Source organism: Sinorhizobium sp. KGO-5, from assembly GCF_036245905.1.
Lineage (GTDB): Bacteria > Pseudomonadota > Alphaproteobacteria > Rhizobiales > Rhizobiaceae > Sinorhizobium > Sinorhizobium meliloti_A.
Map to the genome: position 1 here is coordinate 1735003 of NZ_BDIZ01000001.1, position 23432 is coordinate 1758434.

Genomic DNA, 23432 nt, shown 5'->3' on the forward strand with positions numbered 1-23432 from the left:
AGGTGTCCACTAGAATGTCCGTTCGTCGACTAGCCGAAGACACAGTCCAGCCAGCGGCCTTCGCGTTCAGCAAGGAAAACGCTGCCTGGGCCGAGGCAACGATCAAGAAATATCCCGAGGGCCGCGAGCAGTCGGCGGTCATCCCCCTGCTGATGCGTGCTCAGGAGCAGGATGGCTGGGTGACGAGGGCGGCGATCGAGTCGGTCGCCGACATGCTCGGCATGGCCTATATCCGTGTTCTCGAAGTCGCCACCTTCTATACGCAATTCCAGCTGCAGCCGGTCGGAACGCGTGCCCACGTCCAGGTCTGCGGCACCACGCCCTGCATGCTGCGCGGCGCCGAAGACCTGATCAGGATCTGCAAGAAGAAGATCGCCAGTGAACCGTTCACCCTCAACGAGGGCGGCACCCTTTCCTGGGAAGAGGTCGAATGTCAGGGCGCCTGCGTCAACGCGCCGATGGTCATGATCTTCAAGGACACGTTCGAGGATCTGACGCCGGAGCGGCTCGAGGAGATCATCGACCGCTTCGAGGCCGGGAAGGGGGCGGAAGTCGTGCCGGGCCCGCAGATCGACCGCATCTATTCCGCGCCGATCGGCGGCCTGACGACGCTGCAGGGGCCCGAGCCGGTCGAAGAGAAGAAGAAATCGGTCCGCAAGTCGAAGGACGAACAGGCGGTGAGCGTGCCTCCGTCGAATGCGGCAAAGCCTTCGACCGCGACGGACGTTACCAATCCGACCTTGAAGACGCCGGCCACCGCCAGGAAGGCGGCGGCGAAGAACGTCAAGATCGAAGGTGAAACGGTCGATAAGTCGAAGCCCGCGAAGAAGCCGCGGTGAAGAGGTGATACCCCATGCTTAGAGATGAAGATCGCATCTTTACCAACATCTACGGCCTCAAGGACAAGTCGCTGAGGGGCGCGATGGCGCGCGGCCATTGGGACGGCACGAAGCAGTTCCTCGAGAAGGGCCGCGACTGGATCATCAACGAGGTGAAGGCCTCCGGCCTGCGCGGCCGCGGCGGCGCCGGCTTCCCGACCGGTCTCAAATGGTCCTTCATGCCGAAGGAAAGCGACGGGCGCCCGCATTACCTCGTCGTCAATGCCGACGAGTCCGAGCCCGGTACCTGCAAGGACCGCGACATCATGCGCCACGATCCGCACACGCTGATCGAAGGCTGCGTGATTGCGAGCTTCGCCATGGGTGCGCATGCCGCCTATATCTACGTGCGCGGCGAGTTCATCCGCGAGCGCGAAGCGCTGCAGGCGGCGATCGACGAATGCTACGAATACGGCCTGCTCGGCCGGAACAACAAGCTCGGCTACGACATCGACATTTACGTGCATCACGGTGCCGGCGCCTATATCTGCGGCGAAGAGACGGCGCTGCTCGAAAGCCTCGAAGGCAAGAAGGGCCAGCCGCGCCTGAAGCCGCCTTTCCCGGCGAATATGGGCCTTTATGGCTGCCCGACGACGGTCAACAATGTCGAGTCGATCGCGGTGACGCCGACCATCCTGCGCCGCGGCGCCGGCTGGTATACGAGCTTCGGCCGCCCCAACAACCACGGCACCAAGCTCTATTCGGTTTCCGGCCACGTCAATCGCCCGTGCACGGTCGAGGACGCGATGTCGATCCCGTTCCACGAGCTGATCGAGAAGCACTGCGGCGGCATTCGCGGCGGCTGGGACAACCTGCTGGCGGTCATCCCCGGCGGCTCGTCGGTTCCCTGCGTGCCCGGCGCGCAGATGAAGGACGCGATCATGGATTATGACGGCCTGCGCGAGCTCGGCTCGGGCCTAGGCACGGCTGCCGTCATCGTCATGGACAAGTCGACCGACATCATCAAGGCGATCTGGCGGCTGTCGGCCTTCTACAAGCACGAGAGCTGCGGCCAGTGCACGCCCTGCCGCGAGGGCACGGGCTGGATGATGCGCGTCATGGAGCGCATGGTGCAGGGCCGCGCCCAGAAGCGCGAGATCGACATGCTCTTCGACGTGACGAAGCAGGTCGAGGGCCACACGATCTGCGCGCTCGGCGATGCGGCGGCATGGCCGATCCAGGGCCTTATCAAGCATTTCCGTCCGGAAATGGAGAAGCGGATCGACGAATACACGCGCAATGCGACCTCGCATGGCGCCGTGTTGGAGGCGGCGGAGTAAGAAACCATGGCTGGGGCACGCAAGGACGGACAGGAGAGGACAGCCGCGAGCGCGGCCGGTTCATTCGCATGGCCTCAGGGCGCCGACCCGGCCGATCCGTTCGGCATGGGCGAATGGATGAAGAACCTGTCGAACGCCGGCTTGCCGAGCGTCGGATTGCATCCGTTGATGGCGCATCCGGCGGCGGCCGTCGCGGCAGCGACGGCTCTTGGCTTTGGTCTGTCCAGTCACATCGCCGGCATGATGTTCGGCGCGATGCAGGGGGCGGCCAGCACGCTCAAGAAGAGCGTCGCCGCGCCCGATCAGGCGGAGATCTCCAAGCCTGCTCCGATCGCAAGGCCGCAAAAGGCAGCGTTGCGGAAAGCTCCGGTCTCCGCGGACGAGACGCGCAAACCGCGCAGACCCGTCAAGCGGGCTGCGGCACCGGCGGCAGGCCTCGCAAACGACGATCTGAAGCAAATCTCCGGCATAGGCCCCAAGCTCGAGCAGGTGCTGAACGGCAGGGGCATATTCCGCTTCGCCGACATCGCCGCCCTGAGCAGGGCCGACATGGAGCGACTGGATAGCGAACTCGGCCTTGCCGGCCGCGGCGTCCGCGACGATTGGATCGGGCAGGCAAAGGCGCTCACGGGAGCGCGAGAGAAATAACGTGACGACCGTGCGGTGGTCACGGCAAGCGGCGAGACCGTGAAGGAATTGTCCGTTGCCTACTGCATGTTTCCTTTAATCGTAGCCGATTAAAGGAAACGCGCAGCAAAACCAAAGTGCTGCAGCGGCCCTTGCGCGCCAGATCAAGACGCGCGGCGCTGTAGAAGAGCAGACGGACTGAAGACAGGATTGAGTACGAAGATGGCAAAGCTGAAAGTCGACGGAAAAGAGATCGAGGTCCCGGATCATTTCACGCTGCTTCAGGCATGCGAGGAGGCCGGCGCCGAGGTTCCGCGCTTCTGTTTCCATGAGCGGCTTTCGGTTGCCGGCAACTGCCGCATGTGTCTGATCGAGGTCAAGGGCGGCCCCCCCAAGCCGGCGGCCTCCTGCGCCATGGGCGTGCGCGACCTTCGTCCCGGTCCGAACGGCGAGGTGCCGGAAGTCTTTACGACCACGCCGATGGTCAAGAAGGCGCGCGAAGGCGTCATGGAGTTCCTGCTCATCAATCACCCGCTCGACTGCCCGATCTGCGACCAGGGCGGCGAGTGCGACCTGCAGGACCAGGCGATGGCCTTCGGCATCGACAGCTCGCGCTATCAGGAAAACAAGCGCGCGGTCGAGGACAAGTATATCGGTCCGCTCGTCAAGACGGTGATGAACCGCTGCATCCACTGCACGCGCTGCGTCCGGTTCACGACGGAAGTCGCCGGCATCGCCGAACTCGGCCTGATCGGCCGCGGCGAGGATGCCGAGATCACCACTTATCTCGAACAGGCGATGACCTCGGAACTGCAGGGCAACGTCGTCGACCTGTGCCCGGTCGGCGCGCTGACGTCCAAGCCCTTCTCCTTCACCGCGCGCCCGTGGGAGCTCGGCAAGACCGAATCGATCGATGTCATGGACGCGGTCGGCTCCGCCATCCGCGTCGATACGCGCGGCCGCGAAGTCATGCGGATCATGCCGCGCGTCAACGAGGAGATCAACGAAGAGTGGATCTCCGACAAGACGCGCTTCATCTGGGACGGGCTGAAGACGCAGCGCCTGGACCGCCCCTATGTCAAGAAGGATGGACGCCTGCAGCCGGCAAGCTGGGGCGAAGCCTTCCAGGCGATCAAGACCGCCGTTGCCGGCACGTCGGGCGACAGGATCGGCGCGATCGCCGGCGATCTCGCTTCGGTCGAGGAAATGTACGCGCTGAAGGAGCTCGTCTCCTCGCTCGGCTCGGCGAACCTCGACTGCCGGCAGGACGGCGCAGCGCTCGATCCGTCGTTCGGCCGTTCGAGCTACATCTTCAACCCGACGATCCAGGGCATCGAAAGCGCCGATGCACTGCTCATCATCGGCTCGAATCCGCGCTTCGAGGCGTCGGTCCTCAATGCCCGCATCCGCAAGCGCTACCGCATGGCCAACTTCCCGATCGGTGTGATCGGCGAGGCGGGTGAGCTGCGTTACGAATACGAATATCTGGGTGCGGGTACCGACACGCTCGCCGAACTCGTTTCCGGCAAGGGGACGTTCTTCGCAACGCTGGAAAAGGCCGCGCGTCCGCTGATCATCGTCGGCCAGGGCGCCTTGGCAGGGGAGGGCGGTGCGGCCGTTCTCGCCAATGCGGCGAAGCTCGCCGCTGCCGTTGGTGCGGTGAACGCCGAGTGGAACGGCTTTGCCGTGCTTCACAGCGCGGCCGCCCGCGTCGGCGGTCTCGATCTCGGCTTCGTGCCTGGTCAGGGCGGCAAGTCGGCGGGCGAAATGGTCGACGCCATGGATGTCCTTTTCCTGCTGGGGGCCGACGAAATCGATCTTTCGGCCAGGAAAGCCGGCTTCACCGTTTACATCGGCTCGCACGGCGACAACGGCGCGCATGCGGCGGATGTCATTCTTCCCGGCGCGACCTACACGGAAAAATCCGGCACCTGGGTCAATACCGAAGGGCGCGTCCAGATGGGCAACCGCGCCGCTTTCGCACCGGGTGAAGCCCGCGAGGACTGGGCGATCATCCGCGCGCTTTCCGACGTGCTCGGCAGGAAGCTGCCTTTCGACTCGCTCGGCGAATTGCGCGCGAAGCTCTATGCGGCCTATCCGCATTTCGCCGCAGTCGACGAGATCGCCGCCGGCGGCAGCGACGAAATTGCCGCACTTGCACAAAAAGCCGGTGCGATGGCGAAATCCGTGTTTGCGTCTCCGGTCAAAGACTTCTATTTGACGAACCCGATAGCGCGCGCATCCGCCGTCATGGCCGAATGCTCGGCCCTGGCGCGCAACAATTTCAAAGCTGCCGCGGAATGAGCGCGAGGGAATAGAGCATCATGGACGCTTTCTTTTCGACCTATGTCTGGCCCACGGCCATCATGATCGGCCAGTCGCTCCTGCTTCTGGTCGCGCTGCTGCTTTTCATCGCCTATATCCTGCTCGCCGACCGCAAGATCTGGGCGGCCGTGCAGCTTCGCCGCGGCCCTAACGTCGTCGGCCCATGGGGGCTGTTCCAGTCCTTCGCCGACCTTTTGAAATTCGTCTTCAAGGAGCCGGTCATTCCGGCCGGCGCCAACAAGACGATCTTTCTGCTCGCCCCGCTCGTTTCCGTGACGCTGGCGCTCGCCGCCTGGGCGGTCATTCCGCTCAATGCGAACTGGGTGATCGCGAACATCAATGTCGGCATCCTCTTCGTCTTCGCCATATCTTCTCTCGAGGTTTATGGCATCATCATGGGCGGTTGGGCGTCGAACTCGAAATATCCCTTCCTCGGCGCATTGCGCTCCGCGGCGCAGATGGTGTCCTACGAGGTCTCGATCGGCTTCGTCATCGTCACCGTGCTGCTCTGCGTCGGCTCGCTCAACCTGACGGACATCGTAAACGCGCAGAACGACGGCGTCGGCACCATGCTTGGCCTGCCTGCCTCGTTCCTCGACTGGCACTGGCTGTCGCTCTTCCCGATGTTCATCATCTTCTTCATCTCGGCGCTCGCCGAGACGAACCGTCCGCCCTTCGACCTTCCGGAAGCCGAATCGGAACTCGTCGCCGGCTTCATGGTCGAATACGGCTCGACCCCGTACATGATGTTCATGCTCGGCGAGTACGCGGCGATCTGCCTGATGTGCGCGCTGACGACGATTCTGTTCCTCGGCGGCTGGCTGCCTCCGGTCGACATCTGGCTCCTGAACTGGGTCCCGGGCATCATCTGGTTCGTGCTGAAGGCGTCGCTGGTGTTCTTCATGTTCGCCATGGTGAAAGCCTTCGTCCCGCGCTATCGCTACGACCAGCTGATGCGCCTCGGCTGGAAGGTCTTCCTGCCGCTTTCGCTGGCGATGGTCGTCATCGTCGCATTCGTTCTGAAGCTGACGGGCTGGGCATGATGGCCGCTCACGCTTCGCTGCATACCGCCGGTCTCTCCGCAACCGGCAAGTTTGGAGGTTAATGATGGCCGGTCTTTCGAACGCCGTCAGCTCGCTGTTCCTCAAGGAATTCGTCGGCGCATTCCTTCTGTCGATGCGCTATTTCTTCCGTCCGAAGGCGACCTTGAACTATCCCTTCGAGAAGGGGCCCATCAGCCCGCGCTTCCGCGGCGAGCACGCGCTGCGCCGTTATCCCAACGGCGAAGAGCGGTGCATCGCCTGCAAGCTGTGCGAGGCGATCTGTCCTGCGCAGGCCATCACCATCGAGGCCGGGCCGCGGCGCAACGACGGCACGCGCCGCACGGTGCGTTACGACATCGACATGGTGAAGTGCATCTATTGCGGCTTCTGCCAGGAAGCCTGCCCTGTCGATGCGATCGTCGAGGGGCCGAACTTCGAGTTCTCCACCGAGACGCGCGAAGAGCTCTACTACGACAAGGAGAAGCTGCTCGCCAACGGTGACCGGTGGGAGCGGGAAATCGCGCGCAACATTGCGATGGACTCGCCCTACCGCTGAGGCCATTCGCGCAACGCAGCATCGCGCCGCTTGATCGAAGACGGTGCATGCAAAACGGGTTTGGGCATCGGCCGGACAGGTGGTCCGGCTTTGCCTCATGGAGTGCGGGCCTGCGTGCCTTCACGCCAGCAAGACGAAAAAGGCACCGATCATGGGTCTGCAGGCTCTTTTTTTCTATCTTTTTGCCTTCATCGCCGTGGCGTCGGCATTCATGGTCATCGCGGCCAGGAATCCGGTCTATTCGGTTCTGTTCCTGATCCTGACCTTCTTCAATGCGGCCGGGCTCTTCCTGCTGACCGGTGCCGAGTTCCTGGCGATGATCCTGCTGGTGGTCTATGTCGGGGCCGTCGCGGTTCTCTTCCTCTTCGTGGTCATGATGCTCGATATCGACTTTGCCGAGCTTCGCGCCGGCGTGCTCGAATATGCGCCGATCGGCGCGCTGATCGGGCTGATCCTTGCCGCCGAACTGATCGTTGTTGTCGGCGGCTCCGCTTTCTCACCTGAAATCGCCAAGGGCATCGCAATGCCGATACCGGCGCCGAGCGACCGCACCAACACCGCCGCGCTCGGCGATGTCCTCTATACCCATTACGTCTACTTCTTCCAGATCGCGGGGCTCGTGCTGCTCGTCGCCATGATCGGCGCCATCGTGCTGACCCTGCGTCACCGTCAGAACATCAAGCGTCAGAGCATTCCGCAACAGGTTGCCCGCACCCCCGAAACCGCCGTCGAGGTGGTTACGGTCAAGCCGGGGCAGGGCATCTAATCGGGACGCGAGGTCGAGGGACTACACTTATGGAAATCGGAATTTCCCACTATCTGACCGTCAGCGCCATTCTGTTCACGCTCGGCGTCTTCGGCATCTTCCTCAACAGGAAGAACGTCATCATCATCCTCATGTCGGTGGAGCTCATCCTGCTGGCCGTCAACATCAACATGGTGGCGTTCTCGGCCTTCCTGAACGACATCACCGGCCAGGTGTTCGCGCTGTTCATCCTGACCGTTGCGGCGGCCGAAGCCGCCATCGGACTTGCAATTCTCGTCGTCTTCTACCGCAACCGCGGCTCGATCGCCGTCGAAGACGTCAACATGATGAAGGGCTGACAGGGCTATGGATACCATCGTCAAGGCTATCGTCTTCCTGCCTCTGATCGGCTTCCTGATCGCCGGCCTTCTCGGCACGCAGATCGGCGCCAAAGCATCCGAATATGTGACCAGCGGCCTGATGATCGTCACCGCAGCGCTCTCCTGGTTCGTCTTCTTCCACGTCGCCCTCGGCGAAGAGGAGATGATCAAGGTTTCGGTGCTGCGCTGGATCCAGTCCGGAAGCTTCGATGTCGAATGGGCTTTCCGCGTCGACACGCTGACGGCCGTCATGTTCGTCGTCGTCAACACCGTCTCGACCCTGGTGCACATCTATTCGATCGGATACATGCACCACGATCCGAACCGGCCGCGTTTCTTCGCCTATCTGTCGCTCTTCACCTTCGCGATGCTGATGCTCATCACGTCGGACAATCTGCTGCAGATGTTCTTCGGCTGGGAAGGCGTGGGTCTCGCATCATACCTGCTGATCGGCTTCTGGTATAAGAAGCCGTCCGCCAATGCGGCGGCGATGAAGGCCTTCATCGTCAACCGCGTCGGCGACTTCGGCTTCTCGCTCGGCATCTTCTGCGTCTTCGTCCTCTTCGGCTCGATCAATTTCGAGACCATCTTCGCCGCCGCCCAGAACTATTTGCCGGCCGAGGGTGCTGCGGCAGGGGACGCGGTCATCAATCTCTTCGGAATGCAGCTCGACAAGGGGCATGCCCTGACGGCCACCTGCCTGCTGCTCTTCATGGGCGCGATGGGCAAGTCGGCGCAGTTCCTGCTGCACACCTGGCTGCCGGACGCCATGGAAGGCCCGACCCCGGTTTCGGCCCTTATCCATGCCGCAACCATGGTGACCGCGGGGGTCTTCCTCGTCGCCCGCATGTCGCCGCTCTTCGAGCTGTCGCCGGACGCCCTGACGGTCGTCACCCTGATCGGCGCGATCACCGCATTCTTTGCGGCGACCGTCGGTCTCGTCCAGAACGACATCAAGCGCGTCATCGCCTATTCGACCTGCTCGCAGCTCGGCTACATGTTCGTCGCGCTCGGCGTCGGCGCCTATGGCGCGGCGATCTTCCACCTCTTCACGCACGCCTTCTTCAAGGCGCTCCTGTTCCTGGGCGCGGGCTCGGTCATCCACGCCGTCGACGGCGAGCAGGACATGCGTTACATGGGCGGACTGCGCACGCATATTCCGGTCACCTACTGGATGATGTTCATCGGTACGATCGCGCTCACCGGCGTCGGCATTCCCGGTACGGTCATCGGCACGGCGGGCTTCTTCTCGAAGGACGCGATCATCGAATCCACCTTCGCGTCGCATAGCGTCGTTTCCGGTCTGGCCTTCGTGCTGCTGGTCATCGCAGCGCTCTTCACCAGCTTCTATTCCTGGCGCCTGACCTTCATGACGTTCCACGGCAAGCCACGCGCTTCCTCCGACGTCATGCATCACGTCCACGAGTCGCCGCAGGTCATGCTGGTGCCGCTCTACATCCTGGCCGCCGGCGCCCTCGTTGCGGGCTTCCTGTTCCACGATTACTTCTTCGGTCACCACTACGCCGAGTTCTGGCAGGGCGCTCTGTTCACGTCCGCCGAAAACGAGCTTCTCGAGGAGTACCACCACGTTCCTCTATGGGTGAAATGGAGCCCGTTCGCGGCCATGGCGCTCGGTCTCTTCACGGCCTGGTACATGTACATCCGTTCGCCGGAGACGCCGAAATATCTCGCCGAGCAGCATCGCGGGCTTTACCAGTTCCTGCTCAACAAGTGGTATTTCGACGAACTCTACGATTTCCTGTTCGTCCGTAGCGCCAAGCGCCTGGGCACCTTCCTCTGGAAGGAGGGTGACGGCCGGGTGATCGACGGGTACGGCCCGAACGGGATCGCTGCGCGCGTTCTCGACGTGACCGACCGGGTGGTCCGCCTGCAGACCGGATACCTCTACCACTACGCGTTCGCCATGCTGATCGGTATTGCAGCGCTCGTTACCTGGATGATGCTCGGGAGTTCCTTCTGATGACCGATTGGCCCGTACTTTCCGCGGTCACCTTCATGCCGCTCGTCGGCGTTCTGCTTCTCCTGCTCACAAGGGAAGACAGCGCCTACGGCCGCCGCAACATCCTGAACGTCTCGCTGCTGACGACGGTCTTCACCTTCCTCGTGTCGCTCTACATCTGGTACCAGTTCGACCCGTCGAATCCGGGCTTCCAGATGGTCGAGAAGCGGGAGTGGCTCGGCACCGGCATTTCCTATCATCTGGGCGTCGACGGCATTTCCATACTCTTCGTCCCGCTGACGGCGTTCCTGATGCCGTTCTGCGTGCTGGCAAGCTGGGTGACGATCGAGAAGCGCCTGAAGGAATACATGATCGCGTTTCTGATCCTGGAAACGCTGATGCTTGGCGTCTTCGTGTCTCTCGACATCATCCTTTTCTACGTCTTCTTCGAGGCGGGGCTCATCCCGATGTTCATCATCATCGGCGTGTGGGGCGGCAAGGAGCGCGTCTACGCAAGCTACAAGTTCTTCCTCTATACGCTGCTCGGTTCCGTTCTGATGCTGCTTGCCATGATGGCGATGTATTGGCAGGCGGGCACCACCGACATCACGCAGTTGCTCGCCTATCAGTTCCCGCGCGAAATGCAGACATGGCTCTGGCTTGCCTTCTTCGCTTCCTTCGCGGTGAAGATGCCCATGTGGCCGGTGCACACCTGGCTTCCCGATGCGCACGTGCAGGCGCCGACGGCAGGCTCGGTCATCCTGGCCGGCATCCTCCTGAAGCTCGGCGGCTACGGCTTCCTGCGATTCTCCCTGCCGATGTTCCCGCTGGCGTCGGACTTCTTCGCGCCGTTCGTCTTCACCCTGTCGATCATTGCGATCATCTACACCTCGCTGGTCGCGATGATGCAGACCGACATCAAGAAGCTCATCGCCTATTCATCGGTGGCGCATATGGGCTACGTCACGATGGGAACCTTCGCGGCGAATGTTCAGGGTGTCCAGGGAGCGATTTTCCAGATGCTGTCGCACGGCATCGTCTCGGGCGCGCTCTTCCTTTGCGTCGGCGTCGTCTATGACCGGCTGCATACGCGCGAGATCGCGGCCTATGGCGGCCTCGTCAACAACATGCCGAAATATGCCGTCGCCTTCATGGTCTTCACCATGGCCAATGTGGGCCTTCCGGGAACGTCGGGCTTCGTCGGCGAAGTGCTGACGCTGGTGGGCGCCTTCCGCGCCAACACCTGGGTCGCCCTGTTCGCGACGACCGGCGTCATTCTGTCGGCGGCTTACGCGCTCTGGCTCTACCGCCGGGTGATTTTCGGTGCGCTGGAAAAGGAAAGCTTGAAGGCGCTGCTCGATCTGTCGGGGCGCGAGAAACTCATTCTCTATCCGCTGGTGATCCTGACCATTTTCTTCGGTGTCTATCCGGCACCGGTCTTCGACGCGACCGCGGCCTCCGTGGACTTGCTCGTCAACAACTACGCCGCCGCCCTGCAGGCAGCGCAAGACGTTGCGCTTTCGGTGCAATGATCAAGGGACGTGATGTGACATGACTGCTGAAACCCTTATCGCCAGCCTGCAACTTTCGATGCCCGAGCTGATCCTTGCGGTCGGCGCGATGGCACTCCTGATGATCGGCGTCTTTTCGGGCGAAAGAGCCACACCGACCGTGACCGGACTTGCGGTCGCTGTGCTCATCATCGCCGGGCTGTGGCTCGTCCTGAAGACGGGCGAGGGGGAGGCCTATGGCGGCGCCTTCCTGTCGGATCCCTTTGCCAAATTCATGAAGGTGCTCGCCCTGATCGGCTCGATCACCGTGATGGTGATGACCGTCGGCCACGCGCGTTCGGCTCAGATCGACCGGTTCGAGTTCCCCGTGCTTCTGGTTCTGGCCACCCTCGGCATGCTGCTGATGATTTCGGCCAACGATCTCATCTCGCTCTACCTGTCGTTGGAGCTGCAGTCACTCGCTCTTTACGTCGTGGCGGCAATCAACCGCGACAGCGTCCGATCGACGGAAGCGGGCCTGAAGTACTTCGTTCTCGGCGCGCTGTCTTCGGGCATGATGCTTTACGGCATGTCGCTCGTCTACGGCTTCACCGGGCATACCGGCTTCGACGAGATCGCGGCGGCGCTCACGGCCGAGGGCCGGTCGCTGGGCCTCGTCTTCGGGCTGGTGTTCATTCTTGCGGGCCTCGCCTTCAAGATCTCCGCCGTCCCCTTCCATATGTGGACGCCGGACGTCTACGAAGGCGCCCCGACGCCGGTGACGGCATTCTTCGCCGCCGGACCGAAGGTCGCGGCCATTTCGATCCTCGTGCGTATCGTCATCAACGCCTTCGAGCCGGTGGTCGCCGATTGGCAGCAGATCGTCGTCTTCATCTCGATCGCATCGATGCTGCTCGGCTCCTTCGCTGCGATCGGCCAGCGCAACATCAAGCGGCTGATGGCCTATTCCTCGATCGGCCACATGGGCTATGCGCTCGTCGGTCTGGCGGCCGGCTCGATGGCCGGCGTACGCGGCGTGATCCTCTACATGCTGATCTACATGGTCATGACGCTGGGCACTTTCGCCTGCATCCTCGCCATGCGCCGGCGGGAAGGCGAGCATGTCGAAGGTATCGACGATCTTGCCGGTCTTTCGCAGACCAACCCGTTCATGGCGACGGTGCTGACGATCCTCATGTTCTCGCTCGCCGGCATCCCTCCGCTGGCAGGTTTCTTCGCCAAGTACTTCGTCTTCGTTGCGGCGATCGAGGCGCAGCTCTATGGCCTGGCAATCATCGGCGTGCTCGCTTCCGTCGTCGGCGCCTACTACTATCTGCGGGTCATCAAGGTGATGTGGTTCGAGGAGCCGAGGGGCGAGTTTGCCCGAACGGCGGGCGAGCTTAGGCTGGTGTTCGGTCTGTCCGGCCTCTTCGTGCTCGGCTACGTGCTCATCGGCGGTCCGCTCGGAACCGCTGCCGAAGCCGCGGCGCGGACATTCTTTTGACCGGCGGACGAAGCGGCGGCCGGAGTTCGCCTGAAGATTTCCGGCACGTCGCGCTCGCCGAAACGGTCTCGACCAACAACGAGTGCCTTCTGCGGGCGCGCGAGGGTGATCCCGGCAATCTCTGGATCACCGCGGTGCGCCAGACCGGAGGCAGGGGCAGGCGTGGCCGCGCCTGGTTCTCGGAGCCGGGGAACCTCTACGCATCCCTGCTGCTCATCGATCCGGCGCCGCCGGACAGGCTGCATGCGGTGCCCCTCGCCGCAGCGGTCGCGGTCCATCGGGCGATCCGCCGGGTGATGCCACCGGGCGGGGCCGAGGCCGCGATCAAATGGCCGAACGACATTCTTATCGACGGGCGGAAAACCTGCGGCATTCTTCTCGAAGGCGAGGTTCTGGCCGACGGGCGGCGGGCCCTGGTGATTGGCTGCGGCATCAACGTCGCCGTCATGCCTGAAGACGCGCTTTACCCCGTCACATCGCTTCGGCGGGAGGGCGCGACGACCTCTCCCGAGGAGCTGTTCGCGCATCTTTTCGTAACCATGGCCGAAACGCTCGCCGTATGGGACCGAGGCGCGGGCGTCGCCGCAATCATCGATCAGTGGCGCGCCGCGGCCAAGGGGATCGGCGAGGCGATCACGGTCAACCTCCCGGACCGCTCGCTTTCCGGCCGCTTTGCAGGTATCGATCGGGACGGCCGGCTTCTACTCGACACGGGTTCCGGCCCGCCGCAAACCATTGCGGCGGGCGACGTATTTTTTGGATGATTGAAAAAGCAAAGGCGCATCACGACATGGCGCAGGATGAAGAACTGGTGTTCTTGCCGCTCGGCGGCGTCGGCGAAATAGGCATGAATCTCGGCCTTTACGGTTATGGAAGGCCAAGTCACCGCCAATGGATCATGGTCGATTGCGGAGTGACCTTCCCCGGCCCGGAATTGCCCGGCGTAGATCTGGTTCTGCCCGATATCGCCTTTCTGGCCGAACAGCGCCGCAATCTGAAGGCGATCATCATCACGCATGCCCATGAGGACCATTACGGGGCCCTGAACGATCTGTGGCCCGGCCTGAACGTTCCCGTCTACGCCTCGCCTTTCACCGCGGGCATGCTGGAGGCCAAGCGCGCATTCGAAAAATCCCGCAACGAGATCCCGATCACGATCTTCAAGCAGGGCGACCGCATCAATGTCGGACCTTTCAGCGTCGAAGCCGTGGGGGTCAATCATTCGATCCCCGAGCCGATGGCGCTCGTCATTCGCACGCAACTCGGCACGGTCGTGCACACGGGCGACTGGAAGATCGACCTCGAGCCTTCGCTCGGACCGCTGACCGACGAGTCGCGGTTTCGCCAGATCGGTGAGGAAGGCGTCCTCGCTCTCGTCTGCGATTCGACCAATGCCCTGCGCGAAGGGGTGTCGCCGTCCGAACAGCAAGTCTCCGAAAGTCTCGCCAAGATCATTGCCGATGCCGAGGGCCGGGTCGGGATCACCACCTTCTCCTCCAATGTCGGGCGCATCCGCTCTGTTGCCGAAGCGGCGGAGGCTGCCGGGCGGGAGGTGCTTCTACTCGGCAGTTCGATGAAGCGCGTCGTCGACGTTGCGCGCGATGTCGGGCTCATGGAAGGCGTGAAGCCGTTCCTCGCAGAGGACGAGTTCGGCTATGTCCCGCGCGACAAGGTCGTGGTCATTTTGACGGGCAGCCAGGGCGAGCCGCGCGCCGCCCTTGCCAAGATCGCTCGCGACGAGATGCGCAACGTGGCTTTTTCGGCCGGCGACACGATCGTCTTTTCGTCGCGCACCATCCCCGGCAACGAAAAGGCGATCAACGACATCAAGAACGGGCTTATCGAGCAAGGCATCCACATCGTCACGGACAGCGAGGCGCTGGTGCATGTTTCCGGCCACCCGCGGCGCACCGAGCTCCAGCAGATGTACCAGTGGGTGAAGCCGCAGATCCTCGTGCCGGTGCATGGCGAGGCGGCGCATCTGACGGCGCATGCGGAGCTTGGACTGCAATCGGGTATCCCGAGCGTGCCGCGGCTGCGCAATGGCGAAATGCTGCGGCTTGCGCCCGGACCCGCGGAAGTCATTGACGAGGCGCCGCACGGCCGCATCTACAAGGACGGCACCCTCATCGGCGATTTCGAGGAGATGGGGATCGGCGAACGCCGGAAGCTTTCCTTTGCCGGTCACGTCTCCGTCAGTGTCGTCCTCGACAGCCGTTACGACTTTCTGGGCGACCCGGACGTCGTGCCGATCGGCCTTCCGGAATACGACGACGAAGGCGAGGCGATGGAGGACACGCTCTATGATGCGGTGCTCGGCGCCGTAGAGAGCATTCCCCGGGCAAAGCGGAAGGACCTCGCGATGCTGCAGGAAGCCGTTCGCCGCGCCGTGCGCAGCACTACGAACCAGGTCTGGGGCAAGAAGCCGGTCGTCACGGTGTTCATCACCAAGGTCTGATCCGGCGGCACCCTCCGAAATCGTGAACTGCAGGGCAGGGAGAGAAGCATCGGATGTTGGGAAAAGTGAATCACGTGGCAATCGCCGTGCCCGACCTTGCAGTCGCCATCGAAAGCTATCGCGCCACGCTGGGGGCGCCGGTCTCTGAGCCGCAGGCCCTGCCTGAACACGGCGTGACCGTCGTTTTCGTGACGCTGCCCAATACCAAGGTCGAATTGCTCGAGCCGCTCGGCGACACATCGCCGATCTCCGCCTTCCTCGAGAAAAACCCGGCCGGCGGCATGCACCATATCTGCTACGAGGTGGAAGACATCATCGCCGCGCGCGACCGGCTGAGGCAGGCGGGAGCGCGTGTCCTCGGCGACGGCAACCCGAAAATCGGCGCGCACGGCAAGCCTGTCCTGTTTCTACACCCCAAGGACTTTCAGGGCACCTTGATCGAGCTCGAAGAGGTGTGACAGTCGGGCGCGGGGAAGAGGTTTGCCGGTTGAGCCGTGCGGGGTTATAACGCGGCCGAACGCTCCACCGCAGAGATTTTTGATGCCTCTCTTCTCTACCTTTGCAATCTACTTCATTATCTGGTGGATCACGCTTTTCGTCGTGCTGCCGCTCGGTGTGCGTACGCAAGCCGAAGAGAATGACGTCGTCCCCGGCTCCGTCGAGAGTGCTCCAGCCCGTTTCCGCGCCCTCAGGGTCGTACTGCTGACCACGGTCATTGCCGCCGTCATCCATCTCGGCTGGTACATTGTTTCGGTGAAGCTCGGCTACGACATCGATGCAATCCCACGCTTCGCGCCGGAATTCTACTGACGCCGGGAACGCAGCGACACGGTTTCGTGAATCGACAGCCACTCGCCCGCCGGCTAATAAAGGGCATGCTGTATTTTGCCCGCCTCCTCCTGTGCCTTTGGCTCGCCGCCTTTGCCGCGAGTACCGTTGCGCAGGCGGCAGGTAGCACGGCGATGATGATCGCCATGGCAGCCGATGCCGGCTCGCATATGGCAGGCTGCCCGGATTGCGACGATGAGCCTGCCGACGCTGACGGCTTCGCCTGCAACGTCGACTGCGCCTCCCTCGGGTCGGGCCTGCCCGTCGATTATCCCGGATACCGACCGATCGTCCCGTCGAAAGCCTTCGGCCCCGCTGCGGCTGAAGATCGGCCTGGCCGTATCGGACCGCCGGACCCTCTTCCCCCAAAACATTTCGCCTGATCTGACGCGCAATGCCTGAGAGGCGCGTGGAACGGTCAGTTTCCGTGCCACGGCGACCGTCGCCGAAGCAAGATTTCAGCCGTCCCCCGTCGCTTTGATAGGCGCTGGCGGCCCGGGCACGCGGCCAGGCCAGACATGCGCCATCTCAGCCACGTCGTTCCGATGCCGGCCTTCAGGCAGGACGATAGCTGCAATCGAAATCGTTTATGAGGAAGACAATGATCTTTTCCACGGCCGCATGCGCCGGCCTATCCCGGCGAAGTGTTGTCGGCTTGCTTGCCACCGGCGCCGGCTTCGTCCTGTTGCCATACAGGATCGGGGCAGCGACCTCTGTCCCGCGCGCGATCGCTTTCGATGGCGATGCGCTCGTAACTGCGATCGAAGGAGAGATCCGACGGTTCGCTCCCGTTATCGGCTGGCAGGTCCTGAAGTCACCCGGTTTCGTGACGGCGCTCGCCAGCCTCCCCGCGCGGCCGGGCGAGATCGTCGCCGGTCTGGCGGGGGGCGGCATCGCACGTTCTTCGGATGGCGGCAGCAGCTGGCAATTCCCGGGAAAGGGACTGCCGGGGGCGCCCGTAACTGCATTGGCCGCATCCGCCGCAGCGCCCGACACGCTCTACGCCGCCGTTGCAGGTGACGGGCTCTGGCACAGCACCGACAACGGGGCGGTCTGGAGCCTCGCAATGGACCGGCCCTGGATCGGGGAGGGGGAACGCGAGATCGTCGGGCTCGCCTCGGTGAATACCGCCTCGGGCATGGGGGGCATCTGGATCTATGCCGCAACCGAGGCCGGCTTGATCCGGGTGCCCGACTGCTTCTGCCGCTGGCAGGCGATCGTAGCGGGCGACGCGATGGACGCTCTGATTGCCGGCAGCCCGCAAAAACCGGAAGCACCCTTGCCCAAGGGGGAGGCGGTCCGCGCGCTCGTCTCCTGCCTCGCGGACTCCGAGAGGCTGTTCGCCGCGATGCCTTCCGGTCTTTGGACTTCCGCAGATGCGGGCGTGAACTGGTCCCGCAGCTCGGAGCTGAATGCGCTCGCCCTGGCATCGCATCCACAAAACCCCGAACAGCTTGCCGCCGTCACGAAAGATGCGGTCGTAGTCAGCCGCGATGGCGGCAGAAACTGGACGAAGCTCTGAAGGAGAACTCTCTTGCGAAATAAACTTTCCCTGGCCGTTTTTCTCGCCTTGGCGACCCCGGCCCTTGCCGAAAAACCGATGACGGTCTGGCGCGATCCGGATTGCGGCTGCTGCGACGCCTACGTCGATTACCTGCGCTCCGAGAACTTCGAGGTTCACGTGATCGATGACCGCGACTTCGTCAACCGTTCGGTGGCGGCGGGGGTGCCTGAGCGTGGCATGGGTTGCCACCTGGCGGAAATCGACGGCTATACCCTGAGCGGTCTGATACCGGCCGATATCATCCGGCGTTTGCTCCATGAACGCCCCGCCGTCACGGGTATCACGCTGCCGGGCATGCCGGCGAATGCGCCGGGTATGGCTTCCAAAAAGACGGGGTCGTTGCGCATCTTTTCTTTCGGTCCCGACGGCCCGGCGGTCTATTCCGATGAGTGAGCAGCGGAGGCGGGGCCGATGCGTGTGCGCAAACTCATGACGGCCTTTGTCGCGGCGGGCATCGGCGCTGCGGGCTGGTTTGCCGCCGCTGCGCAGCGGCCGGTGGCCAACGGCCTGACCTTTCTGGGGGAGGCCGTCACGTCCGAATAGATCGACGTTGGACAGGCGATCTACCAGGACCATTGCGCCTCTTGCCACGGAGTGCGGCTGGAAGGAGAGCCTGACTGGCGACGGAGAAAAGCGAGCGGCCGCATGCCCGCGCCGCCGCATGATGCAACCGGACATACCTGGCATCATTCGGATCAGGAGCTGTTCACCTTCACCAAATCGGGTCTCGGCGCGGTTCTACCGGACTACGAAAGCGATATGCCCGCTTTTGGGGGGCTGCTGACCGATGCCGAGATCACCGCGGTTCTGGGGTTCATCAAGAGCAGGTGGCCGGAGCGCCAGCGCAAAATACAGACCCGGATCACCGCGGGCGGCGGGCAGAGCCATGAGAACAACGGGAGACTCGAAAATGAGTGAAATCGTAAAAGCCGCCAGCACGAGGCAAGTAGCTGGCCTGCGGATGCCGTTCGGCCGCCGCGGCTGGATCCTTGTCGGACTGGGCGTTGCCGGAACCGGCCTGGCCGCAAATTGGGACTGGCTCGCAGCGGCGGGTGTGGCCCCCATTCTCTTGAGCCTCGCGCCCTGCGCGGTGATGTGTGCCACCGGATATTGCGTCATGTGCCGAAGCAAGAAGCCGGCCGATGCATCGGCCACCGATGAACGAACCAAGTGACCAGAGAAAGGAGAGACCAGGATGAATACCATTACGAAGCTAACGCTTTCAGCAGCACTGCTCATTGCAACCGCCGCCTATGCGAACCATAGCGCGCCCCCCGTCGCGAAAGACGAGGCGGTTAAGGGCGGCATGGATATGATGGGTGGCGACATGTCCGGAATGAAGGGCATGATGGACATGATGCGCGCCATGGGGCCGATGATGGAGGCATGCGCGGGGATGATGAAGCAGATGGCTCATCATCATCCGCTGCACGGCGACGAGGCGGCTCCGGCCACCGAACGGGAAGCAAAGCCTTTGCCGCAGGACCGCTGACGCAACTCCGTAGGATATTAGACGAGGGCGGCCTCTCGAAGGACCAACGGGGGGCCGCCTTCAACGCTCTTTCACCCCTAAAATATGACGTAGCAGAACCGGGGGGCGGGAAGCTTGCAGGCCGGCCGGCGCGTGTGTGCACTTGACAGACAGATTATTGACGTTTTCTCGCGCCTGCTTCGCCAGGAGGGGGCGATGAAAAAGCAAAAAAAAACAAGGCCAAAGCCTTGTTTTTTAAGTGTCGCGTGATCTTTAATCCGTTTCCGGCGGCAGCGAACGAGCGCGCCTAAGATCTTATCCTCCCAAGACTTGACCGCGAATTTCGGCAAGAATTTGGTCTTCCTGCCTGTTTTGTGAGCCGAAATTAGCTCAAACCTTGGGCGCTGTCATCTGCTTTTTTTGCATTTTTGCTACAGTCGGGTAAAATTTTTCCGTTGACACCAACTGTCTTCGTCCTGTTACTAGCGTGCTCTTTTGCCGCAGGGTCGCGACCCGTATTTCTCATCCGGGTTATGTGTCGACGCAGCGATAGCCGGCCTTAAGGCAGGGTTCCCTTCCGCGCGCGAAGCGGCTATGAACGCTGAACTCGAAAGGCTCCCGTCGATGCGTCGCCGGGAAAATCAAGAGCCCTGTTAGAATGGCAACAGCTGCCTACCCTGATCTCAGGCGAAGGAGCGGCCGAAGCACAACGTCATTTTGCCTGAATCCGTCGATAGTGCGAATTCACCAGTTCTGGAACCCGTCATGCGCCTGTCCCGCTTTTTCATGCCCATCTTAAAGGAAAATCCGAAGGAAGCGGAAATCGTTTCCCATCGACTGATGCTGAGGACAGGCATGGTCCGCCAGCAGTCCGCGGGCATCTATACGTGGCTGCCGCTCGGCAAGCGCGTGCTGGACAAGGTGAATGCGATCATTCGCGAAGAGCAGAACCGTTCCGGCGCCATCGAACTGCTGATGCCGACGCTGCAGTCGGCGGAGCTCTGGCAGGAGAGCGGGCGCTATGACGCCTACGGCAAGGAGATGCTGCGCATCAAGGACCGGCAGGACCGGCCGATGCTCTACGGACCGACGAACGAGGAGATGATCACCGACATCTTCCGCTCCTACGTCAAGTCCTACCGCCATCTGCCGCTGAACCTCTACCATATCCAGCTGAAGTTCCGTGACGAGATCCGTCCGCGTTTCGGCACCATGCGTTCGCGCGAGTTTCTGATGAAGGACGCCTATTCCTTCGATCTCGACCGGGCAGGGGCGGAGCACGCCTATAACAAGATGTTTGCCGCCTATCTCCGCACCTTCGACCGGATGGGCCTGCGCGCCATACCGATGCGTGCCGACACGGGCCCGATCGGCGGGAATCTCAGCCACGAGTTCATCATCCTTGCCGACACGGGCGAGTCCGAGGTGTTCTGCCACAAGGACTTCCTCGGCTTCGACATTCCGGGCGAGGATACGAATTTCGACGACGTCGCGGGCCTGAAGACGATCTTCGACAAGTGGACGTCGCGCTATGCGGCGACCTCGGAAATGCATGACGAGGCCGCCTTCGGCGCCATCCCCGAAGGCGAGCGCCTGTCCGCGCGCGGCATCGAGGTGGGCCACATCTTCTATTTCGGCACTAAATATTCCGAGGCCATGGGTGCGAAAGTGCTCGGGCCGGACGGCAAGGAACACACGGTGCACATGGGCTCCTATGGTATCGGTCCGACCCGCCTGGTGCCGGCGATCATCGAAGCTTCGCATGACGACAACGGCATCATCTGGCCGAAAGCGATCGCTCCCTTCGACGTCGTCGTCATCAACATGAAAACGGGCGATGACGCTTGCGATGCGGCTTGCGGCAGGGTCTACTCCGATCTCGGCAAGGCTGGATTCGACGTTCTTCTTGACGACACCGACGAGCGCGCCGGCGGGAAGTTCGCGACCGCCGACCTTATCGGCGTGCCGGTGCAGGTGATCGTCGGACCGCGTTCGATCGCGAACGGCGAAGTCGAAGTGAAGGACCGCAGGACCGGCGCGCGGGAGACGATGACCGTCGAAGCGGCGATCAACAAACTGGTCGCGGCGAGATAACAGACGAAGGGATCGATGATGACCGCGGCGACGGATGAGCAAGTGCAGGCTGCCGCTCCATCCAGCATATCTTCCAGCCGTCCCTTCTCCGCCTTCGAGCGTATGGTCGCCTGGCGCTACCTGCGTTCGCGGCGCAAGGAAGCGTTCATCTCGGTCATTGCCGGCTTTTCCTTCATAGGGATCATGCTTGGGGTGGGAACGCTGATCATCGTCATGGCGGTGATGAACGGCTTCCGAACCGAGCTCATTTCGCGCATTCTCGGCATGAACGGCCATATGATCGTCCAGCCTCTGGACGGCCCGCTCACCAATTATGCCGATCTTGCCACCAATTTCTCCGCCGTTCCGGGCGTGACCATGGCCATTCCGATCGTCGAGGGCCAGGTTCTCGCGCAAGGCCTGGGCGATGCGTCGACGGGTGCGCTCGTTCGCGGGATACGCGCCGACGACCTCACAAAGCTGAAGTCGATCTCGGGAAATATTCAGTCCGGCGACCTCGTCGGCTTCGCCTCGGGCAGCGGCGTCGCCATCGGCTCGCGCATGGCCGAGCAGCTGGGCATCCGGGTGGGTGGGACGATCACGCTCACCTCGCCGAACGGCGACGTCACGCCGATGGGCATGAATCCGAGGGTCAAGGCCTATACCGTCTCGGCCATCTTCGAGATGGGCATGTCGGAATACGACGCCACCATCATCTTCATGCCGCTCGAGGAAGCGCAGCTCTATTTCAATGCCGAAGGCCTCGTCCAGTCGATCGAGATATTCGCCGAGCATCCGGACGCGGTCGATGAGCTTCGCAAGCCGGTGGAGGATGCCGCCGGCCGGCAGATATTCATTACGGACTGGCGCGAGCGCAACAGAACATTCTTTTCCGCGCTCGAGGTGGAACGGAACGTGATGTTCATGATCCTGACGCTGATCGTGCTGGTCGCGGCGCTGAACATCATCTCCGGCCTGATCATGCTGGTGAAGGACAAGGGCAGCGATATCGCGATCCTTAGGACGATGGGCGCGACCTCCGGCTCGGTGATGCGCATCTTCTTCATGACGGGCGCCGCAATCGGGGTCACGGGAACCATCGCGGGCGTCGTCCTCGGGGTCGTCGTCTGCCTCAACATCGAGTCGATCCGCCAGTTCTTCTCCTGGGTGTCCGGCGCCACGCTCTTCGATCCGGAGCTCTATTTCCTCAGCCAGCTTCCGGCCGATATGAACGCCGACGAGACCGTCACCGTCGTCGTCATGGCGCTTGCGCTTTCCTTCCTTGCCACGATCTTCCCGGCCTGGCGCGCCTCGCGCCTCGATCCGGTGCAGGCCCTGCGGTACGAATAACAAGGACAACAGCTTAAATGAATGCGCGCGTGGCACTGCAGCTCTCCGGCATCGAGCGGCACTATGGCGAGGGCGACACGTTTCTGCCGATCCTCAAGGGAGCCGACCTGACGTTGCGAAGCGGCGAGACGGTCGCCCTCGTGGCCCCGTCCGGTACCGGAAAGTCGACATTGCTTCATATCGCCGGGCTGCTCGAACACCCGGACGAGGGCGAGGTGCTCGTGAACGGCACCTCCTGCAACGGGCTCAGCGACGACCGGCGAACCGCGATCCGCCGCAACGAGATCGGCTTCGTCTACCAGTTCCATCATCTCCTGCCGGAATTCTCGGCGCTGGAGAACATCATGATGCCGCAACTGATCGCCGGATTGCCCAAGGCCGAGGCGGCGGAGCGGGCATCGGCCCTCCTGGACTATATGCGCATCGGCCATCGCGGCAGCCACCGCCCGACCGAGCTTTCCGGCGGCGAGCAGCAGCGCGTCGCCATCGCCAGGGCGGTCGCCAATGCGCCGCTCATCCTTCTGGCGGACGAGCCGACCGGCAACCTCGACCCCGAGACGGCCGGCTATGTGTTCGAGGCGCTGGAAGCCTTGGCGCGCCAGTCCGGGCTCGCGGCGCTGATCGCCACCCACAATCACGAACTCGCTTCGCTCATGGATCGCCGCGTGACCATCGAGGACGGCAAGGTCGTCGAACTGAATTAGTTCGGCCGCGGCTGCCCCTACTTGGCTCCGACCTCACTCGCGGCGCGGTCACCCGCCTCGGGCTGCGCTCCTTGCATGTTCCATTCGAGGCGTATCGACCCTCGGAGGGGCATGCACGAATGCGGGCCGCCGGTGCACGTTAACCATAGCCACTGAATAGCGGGTCTTCTATGCAGACTTCCTTGACTATCGAACA

General features: G+C 62.7%; 25 protein-coding genes. All 25 read left to right on the forward strand.

Annotated elements, in window-relative coordinates; genetic code table 11:
• Nucleotides 1–14: 14 nt before the first annotated feature.
• The 25 genes from nuoE (at nucleotide 15) to BHD07_RS08345 (ending at nucleotide 23236) form a co-directional block, all read left to right on the forward strand.
• Nucleotides 15–839: an NADH-quinone oxidoreductase subunit NuoE gene (nuoE, locus tag BHD07_RS08225; protein WP_100672194.1), complete on the forward strand. Its 825-nt coding sequence runs from the start codon at nucleotides 15–17 to the stop codon at nucleotides 837–839.
• Between the two features lie 14 nt (nucleotides 840–853).
• Nucleotides 854–2158: an NADH-quinone oxidoreductase subunit NuoF gene (gene nuoF, locus BHD07_RS08230; RefSeq protein ID WP_018094847.1), complete on the forward strand. Its 1305-nt coding sequence runs from the start codon at nucleotides 854–856 to the stop codon at nucleotides 2156–2158.
• Between the two features lie 6 nt (nucleotides 2159–2164).
• On the forward strand, nucleotides 2165–2806 hold the full coding sequence (locus BHD07_RS08235; RefSeq protein WP_100672195.1) for an NADH:ubiquinone oxidoreductase: 642 nt from the start codon (nucleotides 2165–2167) through the stop codon (nucleotides 2804–2806).
• Between the two features lie 201 nt (nucleotides 2807–3007).
• Entirely contained in the window at nucleotides 3008–5089 is a 2082-nt protein-coding gene (nuoG, locus tag BHD07_RS08240; protein WP_100672196.1) for an NADH-quinone oxidoreductase subunit NuoG, read from the forward strand.
• A gap of 20 nt (nucleotides 5090–5109) precedes the next feature.
• Entirely contained in the window at nucleotides 5110–6153 is a 1044-nt protein-coding gene (nuoH, locus tag BHD07_RS08245; RefSeq protein ID WP_018094850.1) for an NADH-quinone oxidoreductase subunit NuoH, read from the forward strand.
• 64 nt (nucleotides 6154–6217) lie between these two features.
• Nucleotides 6218–6709, forward strand: a complete 492-nt coding sequence (gene nuoI, locus BHD07_RS08250) for an NADH-quinone oxidoreductase subunit NuoI (protein ID WP_100672197.1) — start codon at nucleotides 6218–6220, stop codon at nucleotides 6707–6709.
• 151 nt (nucleotides 6710–6860) lie between these two features.
• Complete coding sequence (locus BHD07_RS08255) at nucleotides 6861–7475, forward strand: NADH-quinone oxidoreductase subunit J (RefSeq protein WP_100672198.1); 615 nt, start codon at nucleotides 6861–6863, stop codon at nucleotides 7473–7475.
• Between the two features lie 29 nt (nucleotides 7476–7504).
• Complete coding sequence (gene nuoK, locus BHD07_RS08260) at nucleotides 7505–7813, forward strand: NADH-quinone oxidoreductase subunit NuoK (protein ID WP_003531854.1); 309 nt, start codon at nucleotides 7505–7507, stop codon at nucleotides 7811–7813.
• 7 nt (nucleotides 7814–7820) lie between these two features.
• Nucleotides 7821–9815: an NADH-quinone oxidoreductase subunit L gene (gene nuoL / locus BHD07_RS08265; RefSeq protein ID WP_100672199.1), complete on the forward strand. Its 1995-nt coding sequence runs from the start codon at nucleotides 7821–7823 to the stop codon at nucleotides 9813–9815.
• Nucleotides 9815–11326 (forward strand): NADH-quinone oxidoreductase subunit M, encoded by a 1512-nt coding sequence (locus BHD07_RS08270; protein ID WP_018094853.1) that lies wholly within the window; start codon nucleotides 9815–9817, stop codon nucleotides 11324–11326. Before nuoL ends, BHD07_RS08270 begins: the two co-directional genes overlap by 1 nt.
• A gap of 19 nt (nucleotides 11327–11345) precedes the next feature.
• Nucleotides 11346–12788 carry an NADH-quinone oxidoreductase subunit NuoN gene (nuoN, locus tag BHD07_RS08275; RefSeq protein ID WP_003531859.1) on the forward strand — a complete coding sequence of 481 codons (1443 nt, stop codon included), beginning with the start codon at nucleotides 11346–11348 and terminating at the stop codon, nucleotides 12786–12788.
• Nucleotides 12785–13552, forward strand: a complete 768-nt coding sequence (locus tag BHD07_RS08280) for a biotin--[acetyl-CoA-carboxylase] ligase (RefSeq protein ID WP_100672200.1) — start codon at nucleotides 12785–12787, stop codon at nucleotides 13550–13552. Before nuoN ends, BHD07_RS08280 begins: the two co-directional genes overlap by 4 nt.
• Before the next feature lie 26 nt (nucleotides 13553–13578).
• Nucleotides 13579–15246 carry a ribonuclease J gene (locus BHD07_RS08285; RefSeq protein WP_100672275.1) on the forward strand — a complete coding sequence of 556 codons (1668 nt, stop codon included), beginning with the start codon at nucleotides 13579–13581 and terminating at the stop codon, nucleotides 15244–15246.
• Between the two features lie 53 nt (nucleotides 15247–15299).
• Nucleotides 15300–15704 carry a methylmalonyl-CoA epimerase gene (gene mce, locus BHD07_RS08290; protein ID WP_018094856.1) on the forward strand — a complete coding sequence of 135 codons (405 nt, stop codon included), beginning with the start codon at nucleotides 15300–15302 and terminating at the stop codon, nucleotides 15702–15704.
• An 82-nt stretch (nucleotides 15705–15786) separates the two neighbouring features.
• Nucleotides 15787–16056, forward strand: coding sequence for a DUF1467 family protein (locus BHD07_RS08295; RefSeq protein WP_018094857.1), 270 nt, complete (start codon nucleotides 15787–15789; stop codon nucleotides 16054–16056).
• Nucleotides 16057–16082: 26 nt separating this feature from the next.
• Complete coding sequence (locus BHD07_RS08300; RefSeq protein ID WP_338278973.1) at nucleotides 16083–16457, forward strand: hypothetical protein; 375 nt, start codon at nucleotides 16083–16085, stop codon at nucleotides 16455–16457.
• Between the two features lie 218 nt (nucleotides 16458–16675).
• Nucleotides 16676–17596, forward strand: a complete 921-nt coding sequence (locus tag BHD07_RS08305) for a WD40/YVTN/BNR-like repeat-containing protein (RefSeq protein WP_338278975.1) — start codon at nucleotides 16676–16678, stop codon at nucleotides 17594–17596.
• Between the two features lie 12 nt (nucleotides 17597–17608).
• Nucleotides 17609–18031 carry a DUF411 domain-containing protein gene (locus tag BHD07_RS08310; protein ID WP_018094860.1) on the forward strand — a complete coding sequence of 141 codons (423 nt, stop codon included), beginning with the start codon at nucleotides 17609–17611 and terminating at the stop codon, nucleotides 18029–18031.
• 18 nt (nucleotides 18032–18049) lie between these two features.
• The gene (locus BHD07_RS08315; protein WP_338278978.1) at nucleotides 18050–18181 is read left to right on the forward strand and encodes a hypothetical protein; all 132 of its coding nucleotides are present in this window, start codon (nucleotides 18050–18052) and stop codon (nucleotides 18179–18181) included.
• Nucleotides 18182–18556, forward strand: a complete 375-nt coding sequence (locus BHD07_RS08320) for a c-type cytochrome (RefSeq protein WP_338279344.1) — start codon at nucleotides 18182–18184, stop codon at nucleotides 18554–18556.
• A complete protein-coding gene (locus BHD07_RS08325) occupies nucleotides 18549–18812 on the forward strand; it encodes a hypothetical protein (protein WP_275596422.1) in 264 nt (87 codons plus the stop codon). The genes BHD07_RS08320 and BHD07_RS08325 overlap by 8 nt, the downstream gene beginning before the upstream one ends.
• 21 nt (nucleotides 18813–18833) lie before the next feature.
• Nucleotides 18834–19130, forward strand: a complete 297-nt coding sequence (locus BHD07_RS08330; RefSeq protein WP_198516726.1) for a hypothetical protein — start codon at nucleotides 18834–18836, stop codon at nucleotides 19128–19130.
• Nucleotides 19131–19874: 744 nt separating this feature from the next.
• Entirely contained in the window at nucleotides 19875–21203 is a 1329-nt protein-coding gene (gene proS, locus BHD07_RS08335) for a proline--tRNA ligase (protein WP_100672204.1), read from the forward strand.
• Nucleotides 21204–21218: 15 nt separating this feature from the next.
• The gene (locus tag BHD07_RS08340) at nucleotides 21219–22532 is read left to right on the forward strand and encodes a lipoprotein-releasing ABC transporter permease subunit (protein ID WP_198516727.1); all 1314 of its coding nucleotides are present in this window, start codon (nucleotides 21219–21221) and stop codon (nucleotides 22530–22532) included.
• A gap of 17 nt (nucleotides 22533–22549) precedes the next feature.
• A complete protein-coding gene (locus tag BHD07_RS08345) occupies nucleotides 22550–23236 on the forward strand; it encodes an ABC transporter ATP-binding protein (RefSeq protein WP_275596420.1) in 687 nt (228 codons plus the stop codon).
• The last annotated feature ends 196 nt before the right edge of the window (nucleotides 23237–23432 follow it).